This window comes from Arcicella sp. GW821-FHT09D11 (assembly GCF_059416265.1).
Window position 1 is genome coordinate 586,507 of sequence record NZ_JBWKOV010000002.1, and the last position, 21,577, is coordinate 608,083.

Here is a 21,577-nt window from a genome sequence, read left to right on the forward strand (position 1 = left end):
GATAATTATTACCATTAAAACGCAAATGAAGTATTCTTAATTTGTGTGATATATTTTATGGAAACAACATTCGAACATCCTTTACAGGAAAAAATAGAAAAAGCCTTAGATAAAATCCGTCCGTATCTCGAAGCAGATGGAGGAAATGTACGTGTCCTTGAAATAGTTAATGGCAATACGCTTCGTCTTGAATTAATAGGTGCATGTAGTTCATGTTCGATGTCTGCCATGACATTTCGCGGAGGTATTGAAGAAACAATTTTGCGTGAAATACCCGAAATTATCAAGGTAGAAGCCGTAAATATGTAATTCAATATGAATTCTCAATAAATCAAAAACCCTTGTAGCATGTAATGCTACAAGGGTTTTTTCTTACCTTTGCTTGTAGTAGAAGGTAGCGGAATACAGTTATCAGCTTTTAGTTTTTTACAAGAAACCGCTTGACTAACTACTATATCGTTTTCATCCATATCAACATCAAAAATTAATTCCCTTTTATGAAAATAGGCATCTTCTTTGGCGGTCCTGCCCGTGAGCGTGAAATCAGTTTTGCTGGAGGTAAAACCGCAATGGAAAATATTGATAAAACGTTGTTTGAACCAATTCCTGTATTTGTGGATGGGTTAGGAAATTTTATTTTACTAAATCCTGATTTAGTCTATTCTGCTTCGATTCGGGATTTCTATCCACCAAAGTCATATCAAGGAGATTACAGTATTTATGTTGAATCTTTAGGGCAATTATCGGATGAAGCATTGAATGAAATAATTTCGAAAGTTGGTGAGCGAATTAGCCCAGAGCAGTTTTCAAAGAAATTTGATTTTGTTTTTATCGCGATGCACGGTCCAGCTTGCGAAGACGGAAGTATCCAAGGATTATTAGAATGGTATGGTGTTCCTTATTCAGGGCCAAGTTTGATGGGCTCGTCGATAGGAATTGATAAAATTGCACAGAACGATTTAATTCGTTTGTCTGTCGGATTAGATAAAAAAACGACAAGTATTAGCCGTGAATATTTTGAAAGCAAAGATGCTACAGCACTGTTTGAAGAAGTAAAGGCATCAGTAGGTTTACCGTTTGTAGTTAAAGCCCCACATCAGGGTTCATCAATCGGAGTAGCTTTTGTGAAAAAAGATTCAGTGGATGACTTTGTAAAAGCCGTTAAACAATGCTTGTTTATCAGAGAAGTTTCTTTAGAGGAATGGAATTGTACTGAGCATACAGCCTTCGTACAGACGATGGCGAATTTAGATGAAGGTATCGGTTTGCCCGTTTCGATGAATGGGGAAGTGGTGTATCATCCAGTTGAACTATTAGCAAAAATTACTGCACATTTTGAAAACTCACAGGAAAATGTAGCCTTAATTTCGATGAATTCGGAAGATGCCGTTTTGATTGAAGGTTTTGTAAAAGGGCAAGAGTTTAGTTGTGGCGTTATTCAAAATCCAGACTGTGAGTCTGTGGCTTTACCACCGACTGAAATTGTAGCTAATGTGGAGGTATTTGACTTTAAAGCCAAATATCAATCGTCGGCTACTCGCAAGAAAATCCCGATTAGAACATCTTTAGAAAATAATCAACAAGTACAAGCGGATGTAAAAAAAGCATTTGATTCACTAAAGTTTGGCGTTTGCACGCGTATAGATGGTTTTGTTACGCCAGAAGGTAAAGTGCTTTTGCACGACCCAAACACCATTCCAGGGATGTCGCCAACGTCTATTATCTTTAAGCAAATGGCCGAAATTGGTTTGAACGTAACCGATTCTATTACATATTTCATTCGCCAGTCAATTCGCGAAAGAATGCGTACAGGGAAAAATACCTTTAAATTTCAGCAGTTATTAACTAAACTCGATACTGCTATTGCTAAGCGTCTTGAAGAGATGGAAGATAGACAGAAAGTAGCGATTATTTTCGGAGGGTTCTCGGCAGAAGAGCAAGAAGAAAGTTTTGTAAAAGCCAGAAAAGTATATGCTACATTGTCGGCTTCAACGGAATATTATCCAGTGCCAGTTTTTGTAACAGGTGAAAACCACCTTAACGAAGAACTATATTTGTTACCAACCAATTTGATGTTTAAAGAGTTTGCTGAAGATATTAATAAAGCGTTAGATGGCTCAATTCACCCATTGATTGTAGACACTAGAAAAAGTGCCGAAAAAATCACATTGCATTATACAGGAAAATTAGTAGGAACAGTAGAAGCAATTAGTAGAGAGAAATTGCATGAGCTAGTTGATTTAACATCTATTTGTACAACAGATATTGCCATTGATTTACCTGTGTATTTGTAAAAATATTTAACATGAGTCATCCCGAATTTCCTTAAAATGAGGAATTTCTACCGATATAGTGTTCCTAACGGAACTATAATCCACCTCGATCAACCATAAAAAGCGGTCTAAAAAATAATTTAGCCTGCTTTTTATGATTGATGGGCAACGAATTCCTACTGTTTGAGCGGAGCGAGTTTAGAATTTCTTGATTTTCTTTTGCGGTCCGCCGCGCGGTTACTTTTCTTTCATCAAGGAAAGAAAAGTAAGGACAAGGCGATATACATATAAAACACTAAAACTCATTATTCTAAAGAAAAATTCTGAGTGATTCATGTTTAGCAAGAAAATAATCTAAAAATAATCATTGTATTCTGATAAAATTGAAGGAAAATACTATGAAAAATACAAAATATATTAATTTTGTACCTTCGTTTGAACAATCTTTGAGTTAATGGGTAAGTTCCTGTTGCTCAGAATCCCAAAATCATGTCTTCCAAAAAAATACAATCAGCTCTTATTTCGGTTTATTACAAAGACGGACTCGCTCCGATTGTCGAATTACTTCATCAAAATGGAGTAAAATTATACTCGACAGGTGGTACGCAAACTTTTATTGAAGAATTAGGTATTCCTGTGACAGCAGTAGAAGACCTGACAAGTTATCCTTCTATTTTTGGAGGAAGAGTAAAAACCCTTCACCCAAAAGTTTTCGGTGGTATTCTTTATCGTCGTGACCATGAAGGTGACGTAGCTACAGCGGCACAATACGAAATTCCTTCAATCGATTTAGTGATTGTTGATTTATATCCTTTTGAAGAAACAGTTGCAAGTGGCGCATCTGAAGATGATATCATCGAAAAGATTGATATCGGTGGTATTTCACTAATCCGTGGTGCTGCTAAAAACTTCAATGATGTGTTGATTGTTTCGTCTCGTACTCAATACGCAGAAGTACTTTCTATTTTAGAAGCTAAAAATTGTAGCACAGATTTATTAGATCGTAAACGTTTTGCGATGTTGGCTTTCGGGACGTCTTCTCATTACGATACTGCCATTCATGCTTATTTTAATGGTAATACTAATGATATTTACGATTTCAAATCTTTACCACAAAGTTCGCTTCGTTATGGTGAAAACCCACACCAATCGGCTACTTTCTATGGTGACTTGGCAGCGTTGTTTGATAAATTGCACGGTAAAGAATTATCGTATAATAACCTTGTCGACGTAGATGCTTGCATTACTTTGTTAGATGAGTTCAAAGAAACATCTTTCGTTATCATCAAACATACCAATGCTTGTGGCGTAGCGTCTGCTGAAACGGTTCATCAAGCATATTTGAATGCTTTTTCTTGTGATACTATTTCTGCATTTGGTGGAGTATTGGCTACTAATGGAACAGTAGATAAAGCATCAGCTGAAGAAATGAATTCATTATTTTTCGAGATTTTGATTGCTCCAGATTTTACTGAAGAAGCTTTGGTAATATTGAAGTCTAAGAAAAACCGTATTTTATTAAAACGCAAACCTGTACAAAATTCAACAATGATGTTCAAAACATTATTGAATGGTGTATTGGAACAAGATAAAGATTTAGCTACCGAAACCGTTGCTGATTTTAAAACCGTAACGACCAAAGCACCTACTGATTCAGAATTACGTGCGTTGGAATTTGCGTTGAAAATCTGTAAGCATACTAAATCTAACACTATTATTTTAGCAAAAGAAGGTCAGTTATTGGCTTCTGGGGTTGGACAAACTTCAAGAGTAGATGCTTTAAAACAAGCCATTGATAAAGCTGCTGAGTTTGGTTTTGATTTGCAAGGTTCTGTAATGGCTTCTGATGCTTTCTTCCCATTCCCAGACTGTGTGGAGATTGCTCATAAAGCTGGTATTACTGCGGTTGTTCAGCCAGGAGGGTCGATTAAAGACAAAGATTCAGTAGCTTATTGCGACGCTAACGACTTGGCAATGGTGATGACAGGTGTTAGGCACTTCAAGCACTAAGAATCAGCCTTTTAATATAATTTTTATAAGACCTCGTTCATGTTTTGAGCGAGGTTTTTTACATTATTTTAGTTTATAAAATCTATACTAAAATTTCATTTCATCAATTCTGTAAAAAAGCCTGTTTTTTAGCCCAAATTCTACGCAAAAATCAACAAACGTTAGATGATTTGATAGGTTTTTTGTATTTTTACTTTTTAATTGGAAATAAAGCAAATTGGGCGGATTAAACAACACGTTACAAAAATCTTCAAAAAATATAAATGAAAATGGAAGTGAGGGTTTTGTCGTTTAGTATATAAAATATTGAAGACATCCAAAATTAACCTTCCAAAATCAAATAAAATATGTCAGAATATCAGGAACTAGAAGAAAATAGTAGAGCTAATTATGATGCCGATAACATTCAGGTACTTGAAGGCCTTGAGGCAGTAAGAAAACGTCCATCCATGTACATTGGGGACACTGGATTTAAAGGTCTCCACCACTTAATTTGGGAAGTTGTTGATAACTCAATAGATGAAGCCTTAGCAGGTCATTGCGATTCGATTAAAGTAACTATCAATACTGATAATTCAATCACCGTTGAAGATAACGGTCGTGGTATTCCTACAGGAATGCACACTAAAGAGAAAAAGTCTGCTTTAGAGGTTGTAATGACGGTTCTTCACGCAGGAGGTAAATTTGATAAAGATACTTATAAAGTATCAGGTGGTTTACACGGTGTGGGGGTTTCTTGTGTGAATGCTCTTTCAACTGACTTAAAAGTAACCGTAAATCGCGATGGAAAAATCTTCCAACAAGAATATAAAATTGGTGTTCCACAATACCCTGTAAAAGAAATAGGTGAAACAGACCGTACAGGTACAACCGTTACATTCAAGCCTGATGCTACTATATTCACGGTAACTGAATATAAATACGAAACAGTAGCTGGTCGTTTGCGTGAATTGTCGTTCTTGAACGCAGGTATTCAAATTAGTTTAACCGATCTTCGTGATTTAGATGAAAATGGTACTCCTAAAGGCGATTTATTCTTCTCAGAAGGAGGTTTAAGTGAATTTGTATTGTATTTGGATGCAAGCCGTGATAAAATCATTGAAGCGCCTATCTATATGGAGGGTGACAAAAATGGCGTTCCTGTACAGGTAGCGATGATGTACAATACTTCATATACTGAAAACGTGGTGTCGTATGTAAACAACATCAATACCATTGAAGGTGGTACACACGTAGCGGGTTTCCGTGGTGCTTTAACACGTACTTTGAAAAACTATGCTGACAAATCGGGTGCTTTAGATAAACTAAAAATTGATATTGTTGGTGATGACTTCCGTGAGGGGTTAACTGCTGTTATCTCTGTAAAAGTAGCCGAACCTCAATTTGAAGGACAAACCAAAACCAAATTAGGGAATGGTGAAGTATCAGGAGCAGTTTCGGCAGCTATGTCTGATATGCTAGAATCTTGGTTAGAAGAACATCCAAAAGAAGCTCGTCAGATTGTGGCAAAAGTAGTATTGGCAGCGCAGGCTCGTCATGCAGCTCGTAAGGCTCGTGAGATGGTTCAGCGTAAAACAGTATTAGGTGGAAACTCTTTGCCTGGTAAACTAGCTGACTGTTCTGATAATGACCCACATATCTGTGAATTATATTTAGTAGAAGGGGACTCAGCAGGGGGTACTGCCAAACAAGGTCGTAACCGTGCATTTCAAGCAATTTTACCACTAAGAGGTAAAATATTAAACGTTGAAAAAGCCCAAGAATATAAAATTTACGAAAGTGAAGAAATCAAGAATATGATTACGGCTTTGGGTGTAAGTTTTGGTAGAGATGGCGACGAAAGAGCCTTGAATACTGAAAAGTTACGTTACCATAAAGTAATCATCATGACGGATGCCGATGTCGATGGTTCTCACATCAGAACCTTGATTTTGACTTTCTTTTTCCGTTACATGAAAGATTTACTTGATAAAGGTTATATCTATATCGCACAACCACCATTGTACCAAGTGAAGAAAGGACAGCAAATGGAATATTGCTGGACAGAAACACAACGGGAGCAGGCTATCAAACGCATTGCAGGTAATGGGAAAGAAGATTCAGTAGGAGTACAACGTTACAAAGGTCTTGGAGAGATGAATGCGGAACAATTGTGGGAAACTACAATGAATCCAGATACACGTACTTTGAAACAAGTAACGATTGAGTCTGCTGTTGAAGCTGATCATTTATTCTCAATGTTGATGGGTGACGAAGTACCACCACGTCGTGAGTTTATTGAGAAAAATGCTAAATATGCTAAGATTGACGTATAGTTATTCTTTGTTAGAAAATATAAAACCGAGATTCCTTTTGAAGAGAATCTCGGTTTTTGTTTTATAATAGAAAATTCGATTTAAAACATTCCCAACTGCTCATTACTCCCCAATTTTCCAGTATAATAATCATTTACATCTTTATATTCATCTGGAAGATTTTTTCTAGTACAAGAGATATTAAAATGTGTAAAAATCTTCTCTAATTCCTCTGCTGCCTTATGACCTGCTTTGTCGTTATCTAAATAAAAAACTACGTTCACTCTTTTAAATAATTTTGCCCATTCTTTTTTGAAGATATTAGCTGTTCCTAAACTAACTGCTGTTTTGCCTTCCTGCACCAATCGCATACAGTCGAAAGCTCCTTCTGTAATATATACCGTTTCGCCTGTTCTAGTTTTCTTTAATGTATCGGCATTAAAGAGCGTTAAAGGCTTATTATTCAAAAAACAATATCGATTCGTACCTTCAATAGGTTTATCAACCACACGACCTTGTAAATAAACAATTCGACCTTCGCGATAATAAGGAATGATTAATGAATGGGCGTAAAAAATAAGGTTGTTTTTTGTATTATATAGCCCTGATTCTTGTAGGTCGAGGGTTGCGAAATGTTGTTTTAAATACCAAGTTACTTCGGTATAATCTTTAATGACAAACAGATTAAAATCTTTAATGGTTTTATCAGTAAACCCACGATGTTTTAAATATGCAAGAGCTGATTGAGACAATTCATTTGATTTTTGTTGCAAACAAAAATTACGAAAAGCTTCATAAATCTGAGAATGTATTTCTTCGGTTGGCTTTTCTTTTTCTTGTACTCGTCTGATGGCGGCAACATCAAACAAATTGCTAGTAGGTAGTTTTTTCTTGGTGTATGTTGAATGCTTTTCAAAACCTGGAATATATTCTACTGCCATTTCTTGAATGGTAGATTTTATATCCATTTTCTTGATTTCTGAATACAAACTAATGCTATTGCCAGTTTTGGCACAACCAAAACAATAAAAACTATTGGTATGTGGATATAGCACCAACGATGGCGTATCATCATCATGAAATGGACAAATCATCCGCTGTCGCTTAACGTCAAGTCCTAAATCTTCTGCTATTTGCAAAATAGATATTTGGTTAAGCTCGTCTAAAATGTTCATGAGAAATATGATTCTTTTTTAAAACAAAAAACCCGTAAGAATAAGTTCTAACGGGCTCTTAGTTAATATATTTATCAATGATAATTAGTTATTACTAAATCTCATTTTCAATTCATTAAGTTTTGATTTTACAGAAGTATCAATCTGACGATCGTTTACTTGAAGGATATATCCACCAATCAAATCTTCTTCAATTTTCTCAATGATTTCTACATCTTTTCCAGTTGTATTAGCAACAATCTGCTGGAATTCAGCTTTTTGTGCTTCTGTCAGTGGAGTAGCTGTAGTAACATAAGCTTTCTGAATACCTTTGTATAATTCATATTGAATAAGGTAATCTTCAGCAATTAGTTTTAATACTGACTCACGATTTTTTTGAGTAATGATTTCAAAAATAGACATCGTTGAATCATGTACTTTACCTTTGAAAATTTTTCTAAGTATCGTCAATTTATGATAATGAGATACGATAGGATTTTTCAACAGTAAGTAAAACTGATGGTTTTCGTCGCAGACTTGGTTGAAGAGTTTCATGTCTTCATATACCTGAGCTTCAACGTTTTTTTCTATCGCCAAATCAAGCAAAGATTTGGCATATCTGAATGCAACGGTTTGCTGGGACATTTTAATTTTGGATTTTTGATGTTGAATTTAGATAATAAGTATCCTCCTTCTTTATTCAAATCGTAATATCAACTAATCGATATTAGTTTAATTTAGCATCAGCTAACAAAGTATTTACCAAAGCTTCTTGAGCAGCACGGTCAGCTAACTGAGTACGTAATACTTTTTCTGCAATTTCAAGTGATAAAGTAGCAGCCTCTTTTCTTAATGAAGCCACAGCACTTACTTTCTCTTGGTTGAAGGCAGCACGAGCTTTCTCGATTTCTTCTGCACCAGCTTTCTGAGCTTCAGCTCTAGCTTGTACAATCATTGCTTCGCTAGCTTCTTTAGCTTCTTTTAAAACTCTGTCACGCTCAGCACGTGCTTCTGCGATTAGTTTTTCATTACCAGCTTTCAATTCCGCCATTTCTTGGCGAGTTTTTGCTGCTAAAGAAAGAGCATCTTCAATTGATTGTTCTCTTTCTTGTAAAGATGCCATGATTGGTTTCCAAGCAAATTTTGATAACAAGAAAAATAAAAGACCAAAAATTACTAATTGCCAAACTATTAGACCAAGACCAGGGGTAATTAAATCCATCGTTGTCTGTGATTTTGTATGTGAAAATTTCTATGAATGCTTTCTAAAAACGTAAACTAACTTTCTGACTTAGAGAATGTATAGTGCACATTTGATATTTTTTAAGATGAAAATCAGCAATAGCCTAATGCTTTACTTGCTGATTTTCAAATTTTGCTTTTGATTAAGATTCAGCTACCAAAAAACTAATTTTTTCAGACATGAATACTAATCAGTTGGTCTTGAATTACTTCAATGTTACCAACAAACAGATTACCGCTGCGAAAAGAGCTACGGCTTCTACGAATGCTGCAACGATCAACATAGCACCTTGGATTTTTCCAGAAGCTTCAGGTTGACGAGCGATAGCTTCCATTGCAGAACCACCGATACGACCAATACCTAAACCAGCACCGATAGCTGCAACACCAGCACCTAAACCAGCAAGACCTAAACCTAAAGAAACTTCTCCTAAGATTGACAAAAGTGACATAATTGTAATTGTTTATTTGTTAAATTAATTTGAAAAACGTTTGAAAAAATATTAATGATGGTGCTCTTCAACGGCTGAACCAATGTAAGTTGATGTCAACATGGTGAAGATATATGCTTGTAATAAAGCTACCAATAATTCGATAAGGTTCATGAAAATAGAGAAACCAACGATGATTGGGCTAATTGCGATACTTTCAAAGATAAAAATTAATGAAATTAAGCTCAATAAAATGATGTGTCCTGCACTGATGTTAGCAAAAAGACGAACCATTAAAGAGAAAGGTTTCATGAACAAACCGATAACTTCTACGGGTGTTAATAAAATTAATAACCATTTCGGTACGCCCGGCATAGCAAAGATGTGTCCCCAATAAGTACTTCTTCCGTTAAGGTTAGTTACAAAGAAAGCAATTACTGCTAAAACTAATGTTACTGCGATGTTACCAGTTAAGTTGGCACCACCTGGTAATAATCCTAAAAGGTTGTTAATCCAGATAAAGAAAAACAATGTTAATAAGTATGGCGTAAAGCGTCTGTAATGTTTTTCACCAATGTTATTTTTTGCGATTTCGTCACGAACAAAAATAATGATTGGTTCTAATAACGACTGTAAACCTTTCGGCGCTTTTCCTTCACGTTCTTTATAACCTTTGGCTACTGAGAAGAAAATAGTCAATAAAAGCACAGCGCTTAATAATAATGATGCTACGTTTTTAGTGATTGAAAAATCAAAAACTGGAGAACCATCTTCGGCAACAATATGGTGATGTTCTAATTTTAGTCCTTCGTAAGAAACAAGCTCATGGTGTTCATTTTTGAACTTACTTGAAGAGAATACCTTTACTCCACCTTTATTAAAAACGATACAAGGTAAAGGGATTGAAACATGTGAATGTCCAATAGTAGCAAAGTGCCATTCGTGTTCGTCACCAATGTGTTCAAGGATAAGTTTACCTGGCTCGAATTTCGCTTCGCCATGGCTTTCTTCATGCTTGCCTTCTACGGCTTCTGTGCTAGTTTCAGTAGTAGGCGTAGCTGTTGTATCAGCACTATGCTCATGCTGAGCAAAAGTTACTGAAGAGAACAAAAATAAAAAAGCTAAAATATTTGAAAAATACACTTTCTTCATCACGGCTTCTTGGAAGTATATGGTTGTTTTTTGAATATTCTTAATAATAATCTTTACTCTTGGTTGGTGATAATCAATACTTTATAAATAAAACTAATTGATTCACCTCTAAAAGTGTCGCAAGTTACGATACAATCCGTAAATTTCAAACCCTGTGTAACATAAATAGAGTACAAAAAAATTGGTAATAAAGATATAGATGTCTTTTGTACCCATATAAGCAATTACGCCAACGAAAATCAGACTTAGAATTAACCTTGTTACAATACCACCTAAATAGAATTGCACAAAGTGCTCGCGATTGTTAGCAAACCCCATTTGAGCCAGCAGATGATTCAGGTAAGAAACCGCAAAAAAGAAAGCCAATATTATCCATTTATAAGAATGAAGATATTGGGAAAGTCCTATTTGTGGCGAAAAATAAAATACCAAACCCAAGACAATCGTTAGGATAATGATTCTAAGCATAATCAATAATTTTTGCAAAGGTAGGCAAAGACTAACTTTCAGAAAAGGAGAATCATAAAAAAAGCTACTCAACGAAATACGTTAAGTAGCTTTTTTATTTTTTAAGCTAATCTTTATTTTACTTGATAAGTATTTTTAGCGATACCAATGCCTCCACTAAATGCTGTTCCTTCTACCACAATGTTGATACTTGTCTTTGCATCTGTGTTCCAGTAAGTTAAGGTAGCTTTCCCTGTTGAATCCGTTTGAACATTAGGAGCCCAATGGAGTGTAGAGCGAAAATCTGGACGAACATTTTCTGGTTTATCCACATCATATTTAGGCGCATAGAATTCGCGAGCTACATGATAGCCAAAACGCTTTTGAAGAGCAACTCCTAATGCAGGGTCTTTTGAATAATCATAGTTTGCTCCACCTCTTTTTGTTAAAACGGATATTACGCCATTGCCAGCTCGTGATCCAAAAATAGCAGCATCTGCCCCTTTTAAAATATCAATTTCATCTACATCACAAGGATTAATACCTGTTAAAGCATCTATAGTTGTCGCCATCCCATCTAAAACAACAAGTGGGTCGTTACTTGCGTTTATAGAGCCCATGCCTCTGATTACTACACTATATCCTCCATTACCATCAGGCGAAATTTGTACGCCTGCTACTCTCCCTTGTAGCATTTGTAACACGTTGGTAGCACCAGCACATAAAATATTATCAACCTTGATGGTATTACTAGCCCTACCATAAATTTTACGAGAATCCTGTGGCGTTTCTTTTTTAGCTTTCACTACCACTTCGTCTAACATCTGAACTTTATCAAGTTTAAATTTCTTCTCTAGTTCAATAGCATCCTTCGCTTTTTTCAAGAAATCAGCAAGTTCTTTGGCATCAAATTCAATAGGATTAAAAGGCGTTCTTATAATCTGTACTTTAGGCGGACTTTGTTGTGGGTCTATAGATACCTGAAGGTTCTTACTTCCTTTATCTTTCATGCCTTGTACAAAAACTTGCGTGCTATCATTAAAATCAATGCCATAAAAAGCATAGTTTCCTAAAGAATCTGCACTTCCCATTAAAATCTGAGGATTTTCTTTTTGCGTTTTCAACATCAATGTCAAGCTTACATTATTAGCAGGCTTGCCATTTGGACGTAATGCTTTTCCTGTTACACTCAATCCCGTTTCTAAGATATGCTGAAAATTAGGTCTTTTATTTTCAAGAATATCCTTCCATATAAATCGCCTCCAGCCTTGTGTTAACATCAATATATCTAAATGTCTAGCGGCATTCTCATTGTTAGATTCAAAATAGTAGGCAGGCTGTTCTATATTACCTTTTATACTTGAATAATATTCGCCTGTTTTTTTCTCAGCAACATCTGAACTCAACAATAAATATGTTAATAAATTACCTTGAAATGCATCAGGAATTACTTGGCTAGCATCAGTTACGGCCACTGAAAAATCACCTTTTACTGGCTTCCCTGTTTTATCAGTAGCTTCCAGATTCAGCGTTACTTTTTCTCTGTTTTTATAAATTGCCTTATCTGTACTAACTTTTAAATTTATCTGTTTGTCTTGCTGTACAAAAACAAGGCGTTCACATCTTGGTTCGCCTTTTGCATCGAACATTGTAATTTGTATAATACCATCATCTGGAATTTTTTCTTTAGGAATGCTTACGCCAAAAGATTTTAGTTTTTCAGAACCCTTCGCCACAAAACAAATTTGTCCTCTTTGTTGTGCTATAATGACAATATCCTTGGCTTTATCGACAGGGGTGGGAGTACTATTAGAGATAAAAACTTTTATCTTTTCTTTGTTAGAAACATTATCTATCGCCATCGTGTAGCCTTGTTGATAGGCTGTAGGTAAAACAAAAGACTTTAATGTACCATCTTTTTGTTTGACGTATGCCGTATAGGTTTCTAAATTTTCAGGCGTAAAGTTAAAATATCCCATTCCTAAATGTTCAGAATTGAAGGCAGCAGCGGTGTCTTTAGTACTGCTTAGTACAAACCCTTCGTGTTCTACTCCTTTTCCTGCAATATTTACAGCCTTGAAACCTACTCGCGTTTGAAGACCCACCACTAAATTTCCGCCTTCTGGAAAAAATTGTAAATCAGCAACTTCCTGTAATTTGTTTCCTGTGGTTTCGGTCAGTTTGTTTTTTGAAGCACCTTCCCAAATTTTTATTTCTTGCCTGAAAAAAAACTCTTCTGAGAAATTTCTCATATAATTGGTATAAGCCCTGATTTGATAACTTCCTTCTGCTAAAGAATCAGGAATAAGAATATCACCAAAGGTTGAACCATCAGATTTTAAAGTACGCTGTGCAATAATTTTGCCTTTTGACTCATCTATTAAGTCAACATACAACACTCTGCTGACAGAATCTATTCTATGATAAGTAGCATCAAACAAGTAGCCCTTGAACCAAATGGTTTCACCTGCTAAGTAATAAGGCTTGTCAAGGTGCAAATAAACTTTTTCTTGTGGGTTTTCATGATGGAATTTCTCGAATTTGGCGACTAATTTTTGAATAAAGTCGTCTCCATCTTCCATAAAAGTAAAGGCAGAGGTGATAAAGAGTGTGATAGATAGAAAAGTAAATAGCTTGCGATTCATGCGTTTAGGTGGGTTTTGTTGTAATACCTTTTAAACGATTCAAATATCTTAGTTGGTCTTTACAAACACAATTATTTTGTGATAGGTGGGGTTTAATGACGTATAAAAAAAAGATGACCCCAATTAATTAAAACTGAGGTCATCTTTTTTATATTGCTTTAACACTACAACGTTGTAAGGTCGAAACCGTCCATGAAGGCAGTGGTGAAATTTCCAGATTTAAAACGTTCGTCATCCATTAATTTAATATGGAATGGAATAGTAGTTTTAATTCCTTCAATCACAAATTCTTGCAAAGCACGTTTCATACGAAGCAAAACTTCTTCACGGGTTTGTCCCGATACGATTACTTTCGCAATCATTGAATCGTAGTTTGGTGGAATAGTATAGCCAGAATACACGTGGCTGTCGATTCTCACACCACGACCACCTGGAAGGTGAAGGTTAGTGATTTTCCCTGGAGACGGACGGAAGCCGTTTTTCGGGTCTTCAGCATTAATACGGCATTCTAAAGCAAACAATTTAGGGAAATAGTTTTGCCCTGAAATAGGTTCGCCCGCTGCTACTTTTATTTGTTCTTTGATTAAGTCAAAATCAGTAACTTCTTCAGTAATCGGGTGTTCTACTTGGATACGTGTATTCATTTCCATGAAATAAAAATCTCCGTGTTTGTCAAGTAAAAATTCGATTGTACCAGCTCCTTCGTAACCAATAGCCGAAGCACCTTTGATGGCAGCTTCACCCATTTTAGCTCTTAGCTCAGGCGAAAGGGCAGGTGAAGGCGTTTCTTCACACAATTTTTGGTGACGACGTTGGATAGAGCAGTCACGTTCTGATAAGTGACAAACTGTACCGAATTGGTCTCCAACAATTTGAATTTCAATATGGCGTGGTTCCTCTACATATTTTTCCATGTAAAGCCCATCGTTCCCAAATGCTGCCGCTGATTCAGTTTTTGCATCTGTCCATAATTTATCAAATTCTTCTTCTTTGCGGATGATTCTCATACCACGGCCACCACCACCAGCAGTTGCTTTGATGATAACAGGGTATTTGATGTCTTTCGCTAAAGCTTTTGCTTCTTCTACCGTATCAATCAATCCATCTGAACCAGGAATTACAGGAACGCCTGATTTTTTCATAGTGTCTTTAGCTGTTGCTTTATCACCCATCGAATTGATTTGATCGGCGGTAGCTCCAATAAATTTGATACCATATTCAGCACAAATTCTTGAAAATTCAGCATTTTCAGATAAAAACCCATATCCTGGATGTATCGCATCTGCACCAGTAACTTCGGCAGCAGAAATAATAGCAGGAATATTTAAATAAGATTGACGACTTGGTGGTGGGCCTATACAAACGGCTTCATCAGCAAATTTTACGTGAAGGCTTTCACGATCGGCAGTTGAATAAACAGCTACCGTTTTAATGCCCATTTCTTTACAAGTCCTGATGATGCGAAGAGCAATCTCACCTCGGTTGGCAATTAATATTTTTTTAAACATGATTCAATTTGAGCATTTGAAAACTTGAGAATTTATAATTTGATAACTAAAGGTTTAGCAAATTATTCTATCTTCAAATTAAGCCAGTTCTACAACAAATAATGGTTGGTCAAATTCAACTGGCGTTGCATTTTCAACCAAGATTTCAACAACTTTACCTGAAATCTCAGATTCAATTTCGTTGAATAATTTCATTGCTTCAATGATACAAACGGTTTTACCTTTTGTGATTTCTTTGCCGATTTCAACAAAAACTGGTGAATCTGGGCCAGAAGAACGATAGAACGTTCCAATCATTGGTGATTTGATAGTAACTCTATTGGCATGAACTACTGGAGCTGCCGCAGGAGTAGCTGGTGCCGCAGGAGCTGCCGCCGCTGATGTTGCAGGAGCCGCCACTGGAGCAGCCGCAACTTGTGGAGCTGCTACTTGCTGAATTACTGGTGCTGCACCATAACGTTTAACAGATAATTTTAACTCCGAAGTTTCGATATTTACTTCATCAAGGGTTGATTGTGCAATAAAATCAAGGAGTTTCTGAATTTCTTTATTTTCCATGTTAGGACTGTTATAGGGATTACTTTACTCTTTCAGCGTACTCGTATGTACGAGTATCAACTTTAATTTTTTCGTCTGTTTGGATGAATAATGGTACGATAATAGTTGCTCCAGTTTCTACTGTAGCTGGTTTTTTCGGCGAGTTAGCTGTGTCTCCTTTGATACCTGGTTCAGTATAAGTTACTGTTAACTCAACAAATGGAGGCATTTCGCAAGAGATAGGCAATTCAGTTTCGGCGTTAATTAAAATCTCAACTTCTTGGCCTTCTTTCATCAAGTCGGCAGCTTCAACCATTTCTTTATTAAGGGTGATTTGTTCGAAAGTGATGTTATCCATGAAAGTAAAACCAAACTCTTCAGCATAAAGATATTGGAATACTCTACGTTCAACACGAACAGGGTAGATATTTACGCCTGAGTTGAAGGTATTATCAATAACTTTTCCAGAAGTCAATGATTTCAATTTTGTTCTTACAAAAGCAGGTCCTTTACCTGGTTTCACGTGCAAGAATTCAATAATTGAAAATAAATCATTATTGAATTTAATTACTAAACCGTTTTTGATGTCTGCAGTATTTGCCATTTTTATTATTGATATTAAAACAATGATTATCAGTACAGGTAATCATCTCAGCAATATCGCTATTATTATTTTAAATAAATTTTGTTACTATGAATAAAGTATCTGCAAAATTAATCTTTTATTGATAAATAGTAAAATAAATAAATACTAGAAATTTTGCGAGGTACATAGTGGTCAATTTAGGCTTAATATGCCCATTTCAGATAGATACTTCCCCAAGTAAATCCTCCACCGAATGCTGCTAATACTAAATTATCTCCTTTTTTTAATTGAGATTCATAATCCCACAAACATAAAGGAATTGTAGCGGCTGTGGTATTACCATATTTTTGGATAGTCAACATTACTTTGTCTGGTCCTATCCCCATACGGTTTGCCGTAGCATCAATAATCCTTTTATTAGCTTGATGAGGCACTAAGAAAGCGACATCTTCACCAGTAAGCTGATTACGTTCCATAATTTCAGCTGAAACATCGGCCATTCTAGTGACGGCAAATTTAAATACAGCTGGACCTTCTTGATGAATATAATGTTGACGTTGGTCAATTGTTTCGTGAGTAGGAGGGTAAGCACTTCCACCAGCCTTTTGGATTAAGTGGTTAGCTCCTGACCCATCAGACTTCAATATAAAATCTTGAATACCCAAGCCCTCTGTATTAGCTTCTAATAAAACAGCACCAGCGCCATCGCCAAATAGTACACAAGTAGTTCTGTCAGTATAATCAACAATGGAAGACATCTTATCTGCACCCACTACTACTACTTTTTTGTATCTGCCCGCTTCAATAAACATAGCACCCGTAACAAGGGCATTTAAAAAGCCAGAACAAGCAGCTGCTAGGTCATAAGAACCAACATGAGGTATGCCTACTGCCTCACAAATAATATTAGCAGTAGCTGGGAAAAAATGATCAGGAGAGATAGTAGCACAAATTAATAAATCAATTTCCTCTGGCTTAGTGTTTGTTTTGGCTAATAAACCCTTAACTGCCTCTATTGCCATTACAGATGTACCTTTTCCTTCTCCACGTAGAATATGACGTGTTTTAATGCCCGTTCGGCTTACTATCCATTCATCAGTGGTATCAACAAATTTTGCAAGGTCAGCGTTGGTCAATATATCTTCGGGTACATAACCTTGTACTCCGGTAATTGCTGCAGTGATTTTGGTCATGGTTATATGGGAAATGCTCGAATAATAAAATATTTGAAAATCAACTTAGATTATCCAAAATCTTTATTCGCTCATTCTTATTACTTTAAGCAAACGCTTTTTTTATTTTTTCAGTTAGCTTAGATTCAACGATGCGATGACAAAGATGAACCATGTTTTTGGTGGCAAGTGCCGACGAAGAACCATGTGCTATAACAACGTTTCCGTTTACGCCAATAATCGGGCTACCCCCAACGGCTTCATAATTTGTTTGGTCTATGAAGTCGTCTTTAATTCCTCTTTCAGACAAAATTCCGTATAGAGATTCTCCCATTTTCAAGAGAATATTACCTGTAAAACCATCTGTTACAATAACATCGGCTTTTGCCTTGAAAAAGTCTTTGCCTTCAATGTTACCAATGAAGTTTATTTTTCTTTCTTCTTGGAGTAACTTATAGGCTTGCTGAACGATAACCGAACCTTTTTCTGGTTCCTCACCGATGTTCATCAAAGCTACTCTGGGCGATTCAATCCCCATCGTTGCTTTAGCATAAATAGAACCTAAAAGACCAAACTGTGCTAACATCTCAGGTTTAACATCAGCATTGGCACCAATATCAAGAATTACGGCCAAATTGCCGTCTATCTGTGGTGCAAAACCAGCAATAGGAGGGCGTTGAATACCTTCTATTGTTTTGATAGAAAACAACGAACCTACCATCATTGCCCCTGTGTTGCCCGCAGAAGCAAAGACATCAATTGCTCCTGTCTTTAAAAGTTTAAACCCAACTCCGATACTGGAATTGGGTTTAGACTGTAATGCTCTTACAGGATGTTCACCCATTTCTATTGTTTCATTTGCTTCCACAATTTCAATGTTAGAACCCGTAAAATTTTGGTTATCAATTATCTGCTGAATTGCTGCCGTCTGACCAATCAAAACGATGGTTACACCAGCAGGTAATTCTTGAGCTGCCAATACTATTCCTTCAACGATAGCTTTTGGGGCGAAATCTCCACCCATTGCATCAATCCCTATCTTCATTCAATTATTATTTGGTTATTCACTAACGGAATGACAAAAATAACATTTTATGAAGTGTGAAACAGCGTTTTTGTTTGAAAATAGTTTTGAAAACTGATAGTTTTTTGTCAATTCTTCGCTTGAATGTTGATATTCAGCACATTAAGAGATAGACAATTGCCAAAATCAATTAATTATGCTTGAACAGCATAACCTTCTACAACCATTTTACCTTTGTAAAATAAATTTCCTTCAAATACGTGAGCACGGTGACGTAAGTGAATTTCTCCAGTTGTTGGATCTGTAGTGATTGTTTTTGGAGTTCCAAAATCGTGTGAACGTCTTTTATCTCTACGAGTTGTCGAGTGTCTGCGTTTAGGATGTGCCATTTGCTTATTTCTTTATTATGTTATTCTTTATTTATCTAAAAACGTAATTTGCCAGTATGGTGGCTAAATTATTAATTATTATTCAATTTCTTTAAAATAGCCCAGCGTGGGTCTATTTCGGGTTCATCTTCGTTTGTTTTTTCTTCATCGTCGTCATCATCATCTGAATCTCCTGTTGAAGTAGAATAAACAATTTCTCCCTCGTCATCATCTTCCCAAATTGAATCTTCAAAGTCTTCGTCTAAATCATCATCATCTAAACTTGATAAAAATGTTTGTTCTTCAACTTGAAAACGGGGATGAAGCTTTTTCATTGGAATCTGCAAGCCAATGAATTCATAAATATCTTGAGCTACGTTGATATACTGTGTATTTCTATCAATCAACATCAACTCATCGGTAATCTCTTCGGTGTGGTCAGAAAACTTTAAAATCATTTTCTGAGTAATATCAATAGGGAAATCAAAAGTATCCAAGCTACGGTCACAAGTGAGTTCTACAGAACCTACAATATGATACAATAATTGAATCATTACTTCCGATTTATCTAAAGTAACGGTAGCTTTAAAATTCCCTTTTTCGATTAAATCTTGCTCTAATGCCACAAAAAAGTCATCACCTCCCTCAAATTCATGCACATAATGCTTGTTTTCAAGGCGGAAGATGTCAATCTTAAATGTATTTAATACGCTCTTATTCACTTGGTTTCATCGAAAAGACTGCAAAATTAGGGACTATTTTTTACAATGACAAGTATTGAACAAAATATTACAAGTACTTATTGCCAAATATCTTTTGGATAACGACCTTTGCTCTATGAAACAGATTATAAAAAACAATCCTTTATATTTTGGCTTGTATATCGTTGTATGGCTTATAGGGCTTGTATGGGTGCTTAATACCAACAAATTTGACCAAATGGTGTTGATTAACCGATATAATGCTTTGTGGGCAGACTCCTTTTTTGTAATGGCTACACAATTGGGTGAAGGATGGTTTTTTGTGGCTATCATTCTAGGTTATTTATTTGTTAGTTATGATAAAGCACTGATGCTAACGGCTTCTTTGGGTTTAAGCTCTCTAGTTTCGTTTTTATTAAAACTTAGTTTTGATAACCTCCGTCCCATGGCTTTTTTTGCGGATAAGCAGATAAAATGGTATTTTGTTGATGGCGTAAAAATTAATATTCACCTAAGTTTTCCTTCTGGGCATACCACCACTGCCTTTGCAGTTTTTACCTTACTGACTATTTTTCTGGTTAACAAAAAATGGTCTGTTTTCTTTTTATTACTGGCTTGTTTGGCAGGTTATTCAAGATGTTATCTTTTCCAACATTTTCCTGAAGATGTTTTGGCGGGCTCTGTCGTAGGAACAGTTAGTAGTATGGTAGTGTATATATTGGTTAATAAAATGCTTGAGAATAATCCCAAAGACTGGCATAGAAGAAGACTGATTCCTCAAAAGAAACCCTAACTTCTTTTGAGGAATTGAGCGATTTAATGAATGAGTGATTTAGTGATTGAACCATTTAAATTATAGTAAAAGACAGCTCAAAACTCATTGCTCAAAGCTTACAGCTACTAGCTATTGTTCTATCAAATTCTTCCTTTCCAATTTCTTAAAGAAGTCATACATCGGGTTGACATCTAGTTTAACAAACTTCTGCCATAGTTTAATAGCTTTAGTAATTAATTGACTTTCTATCAAAAAACCATCGTGACCATAAAGCGAATCTAAGGCTTGGAAAGTAGCTCCAGGGATATGTTTTGCCAAAAAGGCTTGTTCATTAATTGGGAAAAGGGCGTCAGATTTGATACCCATTACCAATGTTTTAGCCTTAATCTGCGATAATGCCTGAATAGCTCCCCCTCTACCACGACCCACATCCTGCGAATCCATCACCTGTGAAAGTACATAATATGAAAAAGCATTAAACCGCTGAGCTAGTTTTTCTCCTTGATAACGTTGGTAGCTCATCGCACGATGCACTTTGCCCAAAGACTCATCTTTACGGGCTTGTGTTACGCCATAGGTTTCATAATTTCTATACGAAATCAAGGCGGTAGCTCTGGCTGCTTTCATGCCTTCGATACCTGCTTGTGGGTGACTTTCTTTCCAAGTCGGGTCTACTTCAATCGACATCCTTTGCGATTCGTTAAAGGCAATTCCCCACGGTGAATGTTGCGCATTGGTAGCAATCAAAATCAGGTTTTCAATCAAATTAGGCTGAGAAATAGCCCATTCTACACATTGTTGACCACCCAAAGAACCGCCAATACACGTTTTGATTCGAGTAATTCCAAGATGCTCGCGAAGTAAATCAAAAGAATTGACAATATCGCGGATAGTAATAAAAGGAAAGGTATGGAAATAGGGTTCGCCAGTAGCTGGATTGATAGAAAGAGGACCAGTACTGCCATAATGTGACCCTAATACATTTACACAAATGATAAAATGTTTATCAGGGTCGAATAGCTTACCTCTGCCTACTAACCCTTGCCACCAATCTTCTACATCATGACTACCCGTAAAGGCATGACAAACCCAAATTACATTAGAGCAATCAGCGTTTATCTTACCTAATGATTGATAAGCTAATGTTACTTCTGGTAAAATACCTCCTGCCTCTAGTTTAAAGGCTTGATTATATTCAAAAAGATTATTCAATGTATAAAAGACTTGAGCACCAATACTCATTTGAGTGAAACCTTTA

General features: G+C 36.1%; 20 protein-coding genes. 5 read left to right on the forward strand and 15 right to left on the reverse strand.

What is annotated here, in order from left to right; genetic code table 11:
- Positions 1-57 precede the first annotated feature (57 nt).
- From AC07N0_RS07605 to gyrB, 4 genes are all read left to right on the forward strand, one after another.
- On the forward strand, positions 58-309 hold the full coding sequence (locus tag AC07N0_RS07605) for a NifU family protein (RefSeq protein WP_492801939.1): 252 nt from the start codon (positions 58-60) through the stop codon (positions 307-309).
- A 188-nt stretch (positions 310-497) separates the two neighbouring features.
- Complete coding sequence (locus AC07N0_RS07610; RefSeq protein ID WP_494588709.1) at positions 498-2,294, forward strand: D-alanine--D-alanine ligase; 1,797 nt, start codon at positions 498-500, stop codon at positions 2,292-2,294.
- A gap of 468 nt (positions 2,295-2,762) precedes the next feature.
- Complete coding sequence (gene purH / locus AC07N0_RS07615; RefSeq protein WP_494588710.1) at positions 2,763-4,283, forward strand: bifunctional phosphoribosylaminoimidazolecarboxamide formyltransferase/IMP cyclohydrolase; 1,521 nt, start codon at positions 2,763-2,765, stop codon at positions 4,281-4,283.
- Between the two features lie 347 nt (positions 4,284-4,630).
- Positions 4,631-6,598, forward strand: a complete 1,968-nt coding sequence (gene gyrB / locus AC07N0_RS07620) for a DNA topoisomerase (ATP-hydrolyzing) subunit B (protein ID WP_494588711.1) — start codon at positions 4,631-4,633, stop codon at positions 6,596-6,598.
- Between the two features lie 80 nt (positions 6,599-6,678).
- Here the strand turns inward: gyrB and AC07N0_RS07625 are convergent, their stop codons facing one another.
- The 14 genes from AC07N0_RS07625 to AC07N0_RS07690 all read right to left on the reverse strand — a co-directional run bounded on the left by AC07N0_RS07625 (position 6,679) and on the right by AC07N0_RS07690 (position 19,565).
- Complete coding sequence (locus AC07N0_RS07625; protein ID WP_492801946.1) at positions 6,679-7,752, reverse strand: CHC2 zinc finger domain-containing protein; 1,074 nt, start codon at positions 7,750-7,752, stop codon at positions 6,679-6,681.
- Between the two features lie 84 nt (positions 7,753-7,836).
- Positions 7,837-8,376, reverse strand: coding sequence for an ATP synthase F1 subunit delta (atpH, locus tag AC07N0_RS07630; RefSeq protein WP_492801948.1), 540 nt, complete (start codon positions 8,374-8,376; stop codon positions 7,837-7,839).
- Positions 8,377-8,458: 82 nt separating this feature from the next.
- A complete protein-coding gene (gene atpF / locus AC07N0_RS07635; protein ID WP_492801950.1) occupies positions 8,459-8,953 on the reverse strand; it encodes a F0F1 ATP synthase subunit B in 495 nt (164 codons plus the stop codon).
- A gap of 226 nt (positions 8,954-9,179) precedes the next feature.
- Positions 9,180-9,425 carry an ATP synthase F0 subunit C gene (gene atpE / locus AC07N0_RS07640; protein ID WP_184129022.1) on the reverse strand — a complete coding sequence of 82 codons (246 nt, stop codon included), beginning with the start codon at positions 9,423-9,425 and terminating at the stop codon, positions 9,180-9,182.
- A 51-nt stretch (positions 9,426-9,476) separates the two neighbouring features.
- Positions 9,477-10,556 (reverse strand): F0F1 ATP synthase subunit A, encoded by a 1,080-nt coding sequence (gene atpB, locus AC07N0_RS07645; protein WP_492801952.1) that lies wholly within the window; start codon positions 10,554-10,556, stop codon positions 9,477-9,479.
- Positions 10,557-10,664: 108 nt separating this feature from the next.
- Positions 10,665-11,024: a hypothetical protein gene (locus AC07N0_RS07650; protein ID WP_323251021.1), complete on the reverse strand. Its 360-nt coding sequence runs from the start codon at positions 11,022-11,024 to the stop codon at positions 10,665-10,667.
- A gap of 113 nt (positions 11,025-11,137) precedes the next feature.
- Positions 11,138-13,648: a TonB-dependent receptor plug domain-containing protein gene (locus tag AC07N0_RS07655; protein ID WP_494588712.1), complete on the reverse strand. Its 2,511-nt coding sequence runs from the start codon at positions 13,646-13,648 to the stop codon at positions 11,138-11,140.
- A gap of 164 nt (positions 13,649-13,812) precedes the next feature.
- Positions 13,813-15,156, reverse strand: a complete 1,344-nt coding sequence (gene accC / locus AC07N0_RS07660; RefSeq protein WP_323251025.1) for an acetyl-CoA carboxylase biotin carboxylase subunit — start codon at positions 15,154-15,156, stop codon at positions 13,813-13,815.
- 78 nt (positions 15,157-15,234) lie between these two features.
- A complete protein-coding gene (gene accB / locus AC07N0_RS07665) occupies positions 15,235-15,714 on the reverse strand; it encodes an acetyl-CoA carboxylase biotin carboxyl carrier protein (protein WP_492801956.1) in 480 nt (159 codons plus the stop codon).
- A gap of 19 nt (positions 15,715-15,733) precedes the next feature.
- The gene (gene efp, locus AC07N0_RS07670; RefSeq protein ID WP_492801958.1) at positions 15,734-16,297 is read right to left on the reverse strand and encodes an elongation factor P; all 564 of its coding nucleotides are present in this window, start codon (positions 16,295-16,297) and stop codon (positions 15,734-15,736) included.
- Positions 16,298-16,482: 185 nt separating this feature from the next.
- The gene (locus AC07N0_RS07675; protein ID WP_492801960.1) at positions 16,483-17,472 is read right to left on the reverse strand and encodes a beta-ketoacyl-ACP synthase III; all 990 of its coding nucleotides are present in this window, start codon (positions 17,470-17,472) and stop codon (positions 16,483-16,485) included.
- An 85-nt stretch (positions 17,473-17,557) separates the two neighbouring features.
- The gene (plsX, locus tag AC07N0_RS07680; protein ID WP_309912726.1) at positions 17,558-18,496 is read right to left on the reverse strand and encodes a phosphate acyltransferase PlsX; all 939 of its coding nucleotides are present in this window, start codon (positions 18,494-18,496) and stop codon (positions 17,558-17,560) included.
- A 173-nt stretch (positions 18,497-18,669) separates the two neighbouring features.
- Positions 18,670-18,864, reverse strand: coding sequence for a 50S ribosomal protein L32 (rpmF, locus tag AC07N0_RS07685; protein WP_184129002.1), 195 nt, complete (start codon positions 18,862-18,864; stop codon positions 18,670-18,672).
- A 71-nt stretch (positions 18,865-18,935) separates the two neighbouring features.
- Positions 18,936-19,565: a YceD family protein gene (locus AC07N0_RS07690; protein ID WP_492801963.1), complete on the reverse strand. Its 630-nt coding sequence runs from the start codon at positions 19,563-19,565 to the stop codon at positions 18,936-18,938.
- Positions 19,566-19,680: 115 nt separating this feature from the next.
- On the opposite strand from AC07N0_RS07690, the gene AC07N0_RS07695 reads away from it, so the two are divergent.
- Positions 19,681-20,337 carry a phosphatase PAP2 family protein gene (locus AC07N0_RS07695; RefSeq protein WP_494588713.1) on the forward strand — a complete coding sequence of 219 codons (657 nt, stop codon included), beginning with the start codon at positions 19,681-19,683 and terminating at the stop codon, positions 20,335-20,337.
- A gap of 111 nt (positions 20,338-20,448) precedes the next feature.
- On the opposite strand, the gene AC07N0_RS07700 is transcribed toward AC07N0_RS07695, so the two are convergent.
- A complete protein-coding gene (locus AC07N0_RS07700) occupies positions 20,449-21,561 on the reverse strand; it encodes a homoserine O-acetyltransferase family protein (protein ID WP_494588714.1) in 1,113 nt (370 codons plus the stop codon).
- Positions 21,562-21,577: the final 16 nt, after the last annotated feature.

Excerpts from the sequence above, each read along its gene's own strand:
- AC07N0_RS07605 (WP_492801939.1), top strand. The coding sequence starts at position 58 with ATGGAAACAACATTCGAACATCCTTTACAGGAAAAAATAGAAAAAGCC.
- AC07N0_RS07610 (WP_494588709.1), top strand. The coding sequence starts at position 498 with ATGAAAATAGGCATCTTCTTTGGCGGTCCTGCCCGTGAGCGTGAAATC.
- purH (WP_494588710.1), top strand. The coding sequence starts at position 2,763 with ATGTCTTCCAAAAAAATACAATCAGCTCTTATTTCGGTTTATTACAAA.
- gyrB (WP_494588711.1), top strand. The coding sequence starts at position 4,631 with ATGTCAGAATATCAGGAACTAGAAGAAAATAGTAGAGCTAATTATGAT.
- AC07N0_RS07625 (WP_492801946.1), bottom strand. The coding sequence starts at position 7,752 with ATGAACATTTTAGACGAGCTTAACCAAATATCTATTTTGCAAATAGCA.
- atpH (WP_492801948.1), bottom strand. The coding sequence starts at position 8,376 with ATGTCCCAGCAAACCGTTGCATTCAGATATGCCAAATCTTTGCTTGAT.
- atpF (WP_492801950.1), bottom strand. The coding sequence starts at position 8,953 with ATGGATTTAATTACCCCTGGTCTTGGTCTAATAGTTTGGCAATTAGTA.
- atpE (WP_184129022.1), bottom strand. The coding sequence starts at position 9,425 with ATGTCACTTTTGTCAATCTTAGGAGAAGTTTCTTTAGGTTTAGGTCTT.
- atpB (WP_492801952.1), bottom strand. The coding sequence starts at position 10,556 with ATGAAGAAAGTGTATTTTTCAAATATTTTAGCTTTTTTATTTTTGTTC.
- AC07N0_RS07650 (WP_323251021.1), bottom strand. The coding sequence starts at position 11,024 with ATGCTTAGAATCATTATCCTAACGATTGTCTTGGGTTTGGTATTTTAT.
- AC07N0_RS07655 (WP_494588712.1), bottom strand. The coding sequence starts at position 13,648 with ATGAATCGCAAGCTATTTACTTTTCTATCTATCACACTCTTTATCACC.
- accC (WP_323251025.1), bottom strand. The coding sequence starts at position 15,156 with ATGTTTAAAAAAATATTAATTGCCAACCGAGGTGAGATTGCTCTTCGC.
- accB (WP_492801956.1), bottom strand. The coding sequence starts at position 15,714 with ATGGAAAATAAAGAAATTCAGAAACTCCTTGATTTTATTGCACAATCA.
- efp (WP_492801958.1), bottom strand. The coding sequence starts at position 16,297 with ATGGCAAATACTGCAGACATCAAAAACGGTTTAGTAATTAAATTCAAT.
- AC07N0_RS07675 (WP_492801960.1), bottom strand. The coding sequence starts at position 17,472 with ATGACCAAAATCACTGCAGCAATTACCGGAGTACAAGGTTATGTACCC.
- plsX (WP_309912726.1), bottom strand. The coding sequence starts at position 18,496 with ATGAAGATAGGGATTGATGCAATGGGTGGAGATTTCGCCCCAAAAGCT.
- rpmF (WP_184129002.1), bottom strand. The coding sequence starts at position 18,864 with ATGGCACATCCTAAACGCAGACACTCGACAACTCGTAGAGATAAAAGA.
- AC07N0_RS07695 (WP_494588713.1), top strand. The coding sequence starts at position 19,681 with ATGAAACAGATTATAAAAAACAATCCTTTATATTTTGGCTTGTATATC.
- AC07N0_RS07700 (WP_494588714.1), bottom strand. The coding sequence starts at position 21,561 with ATGAGTATTGGTGCTCAAGTCTTTTATACATTGAATAATCTTTTTGAA.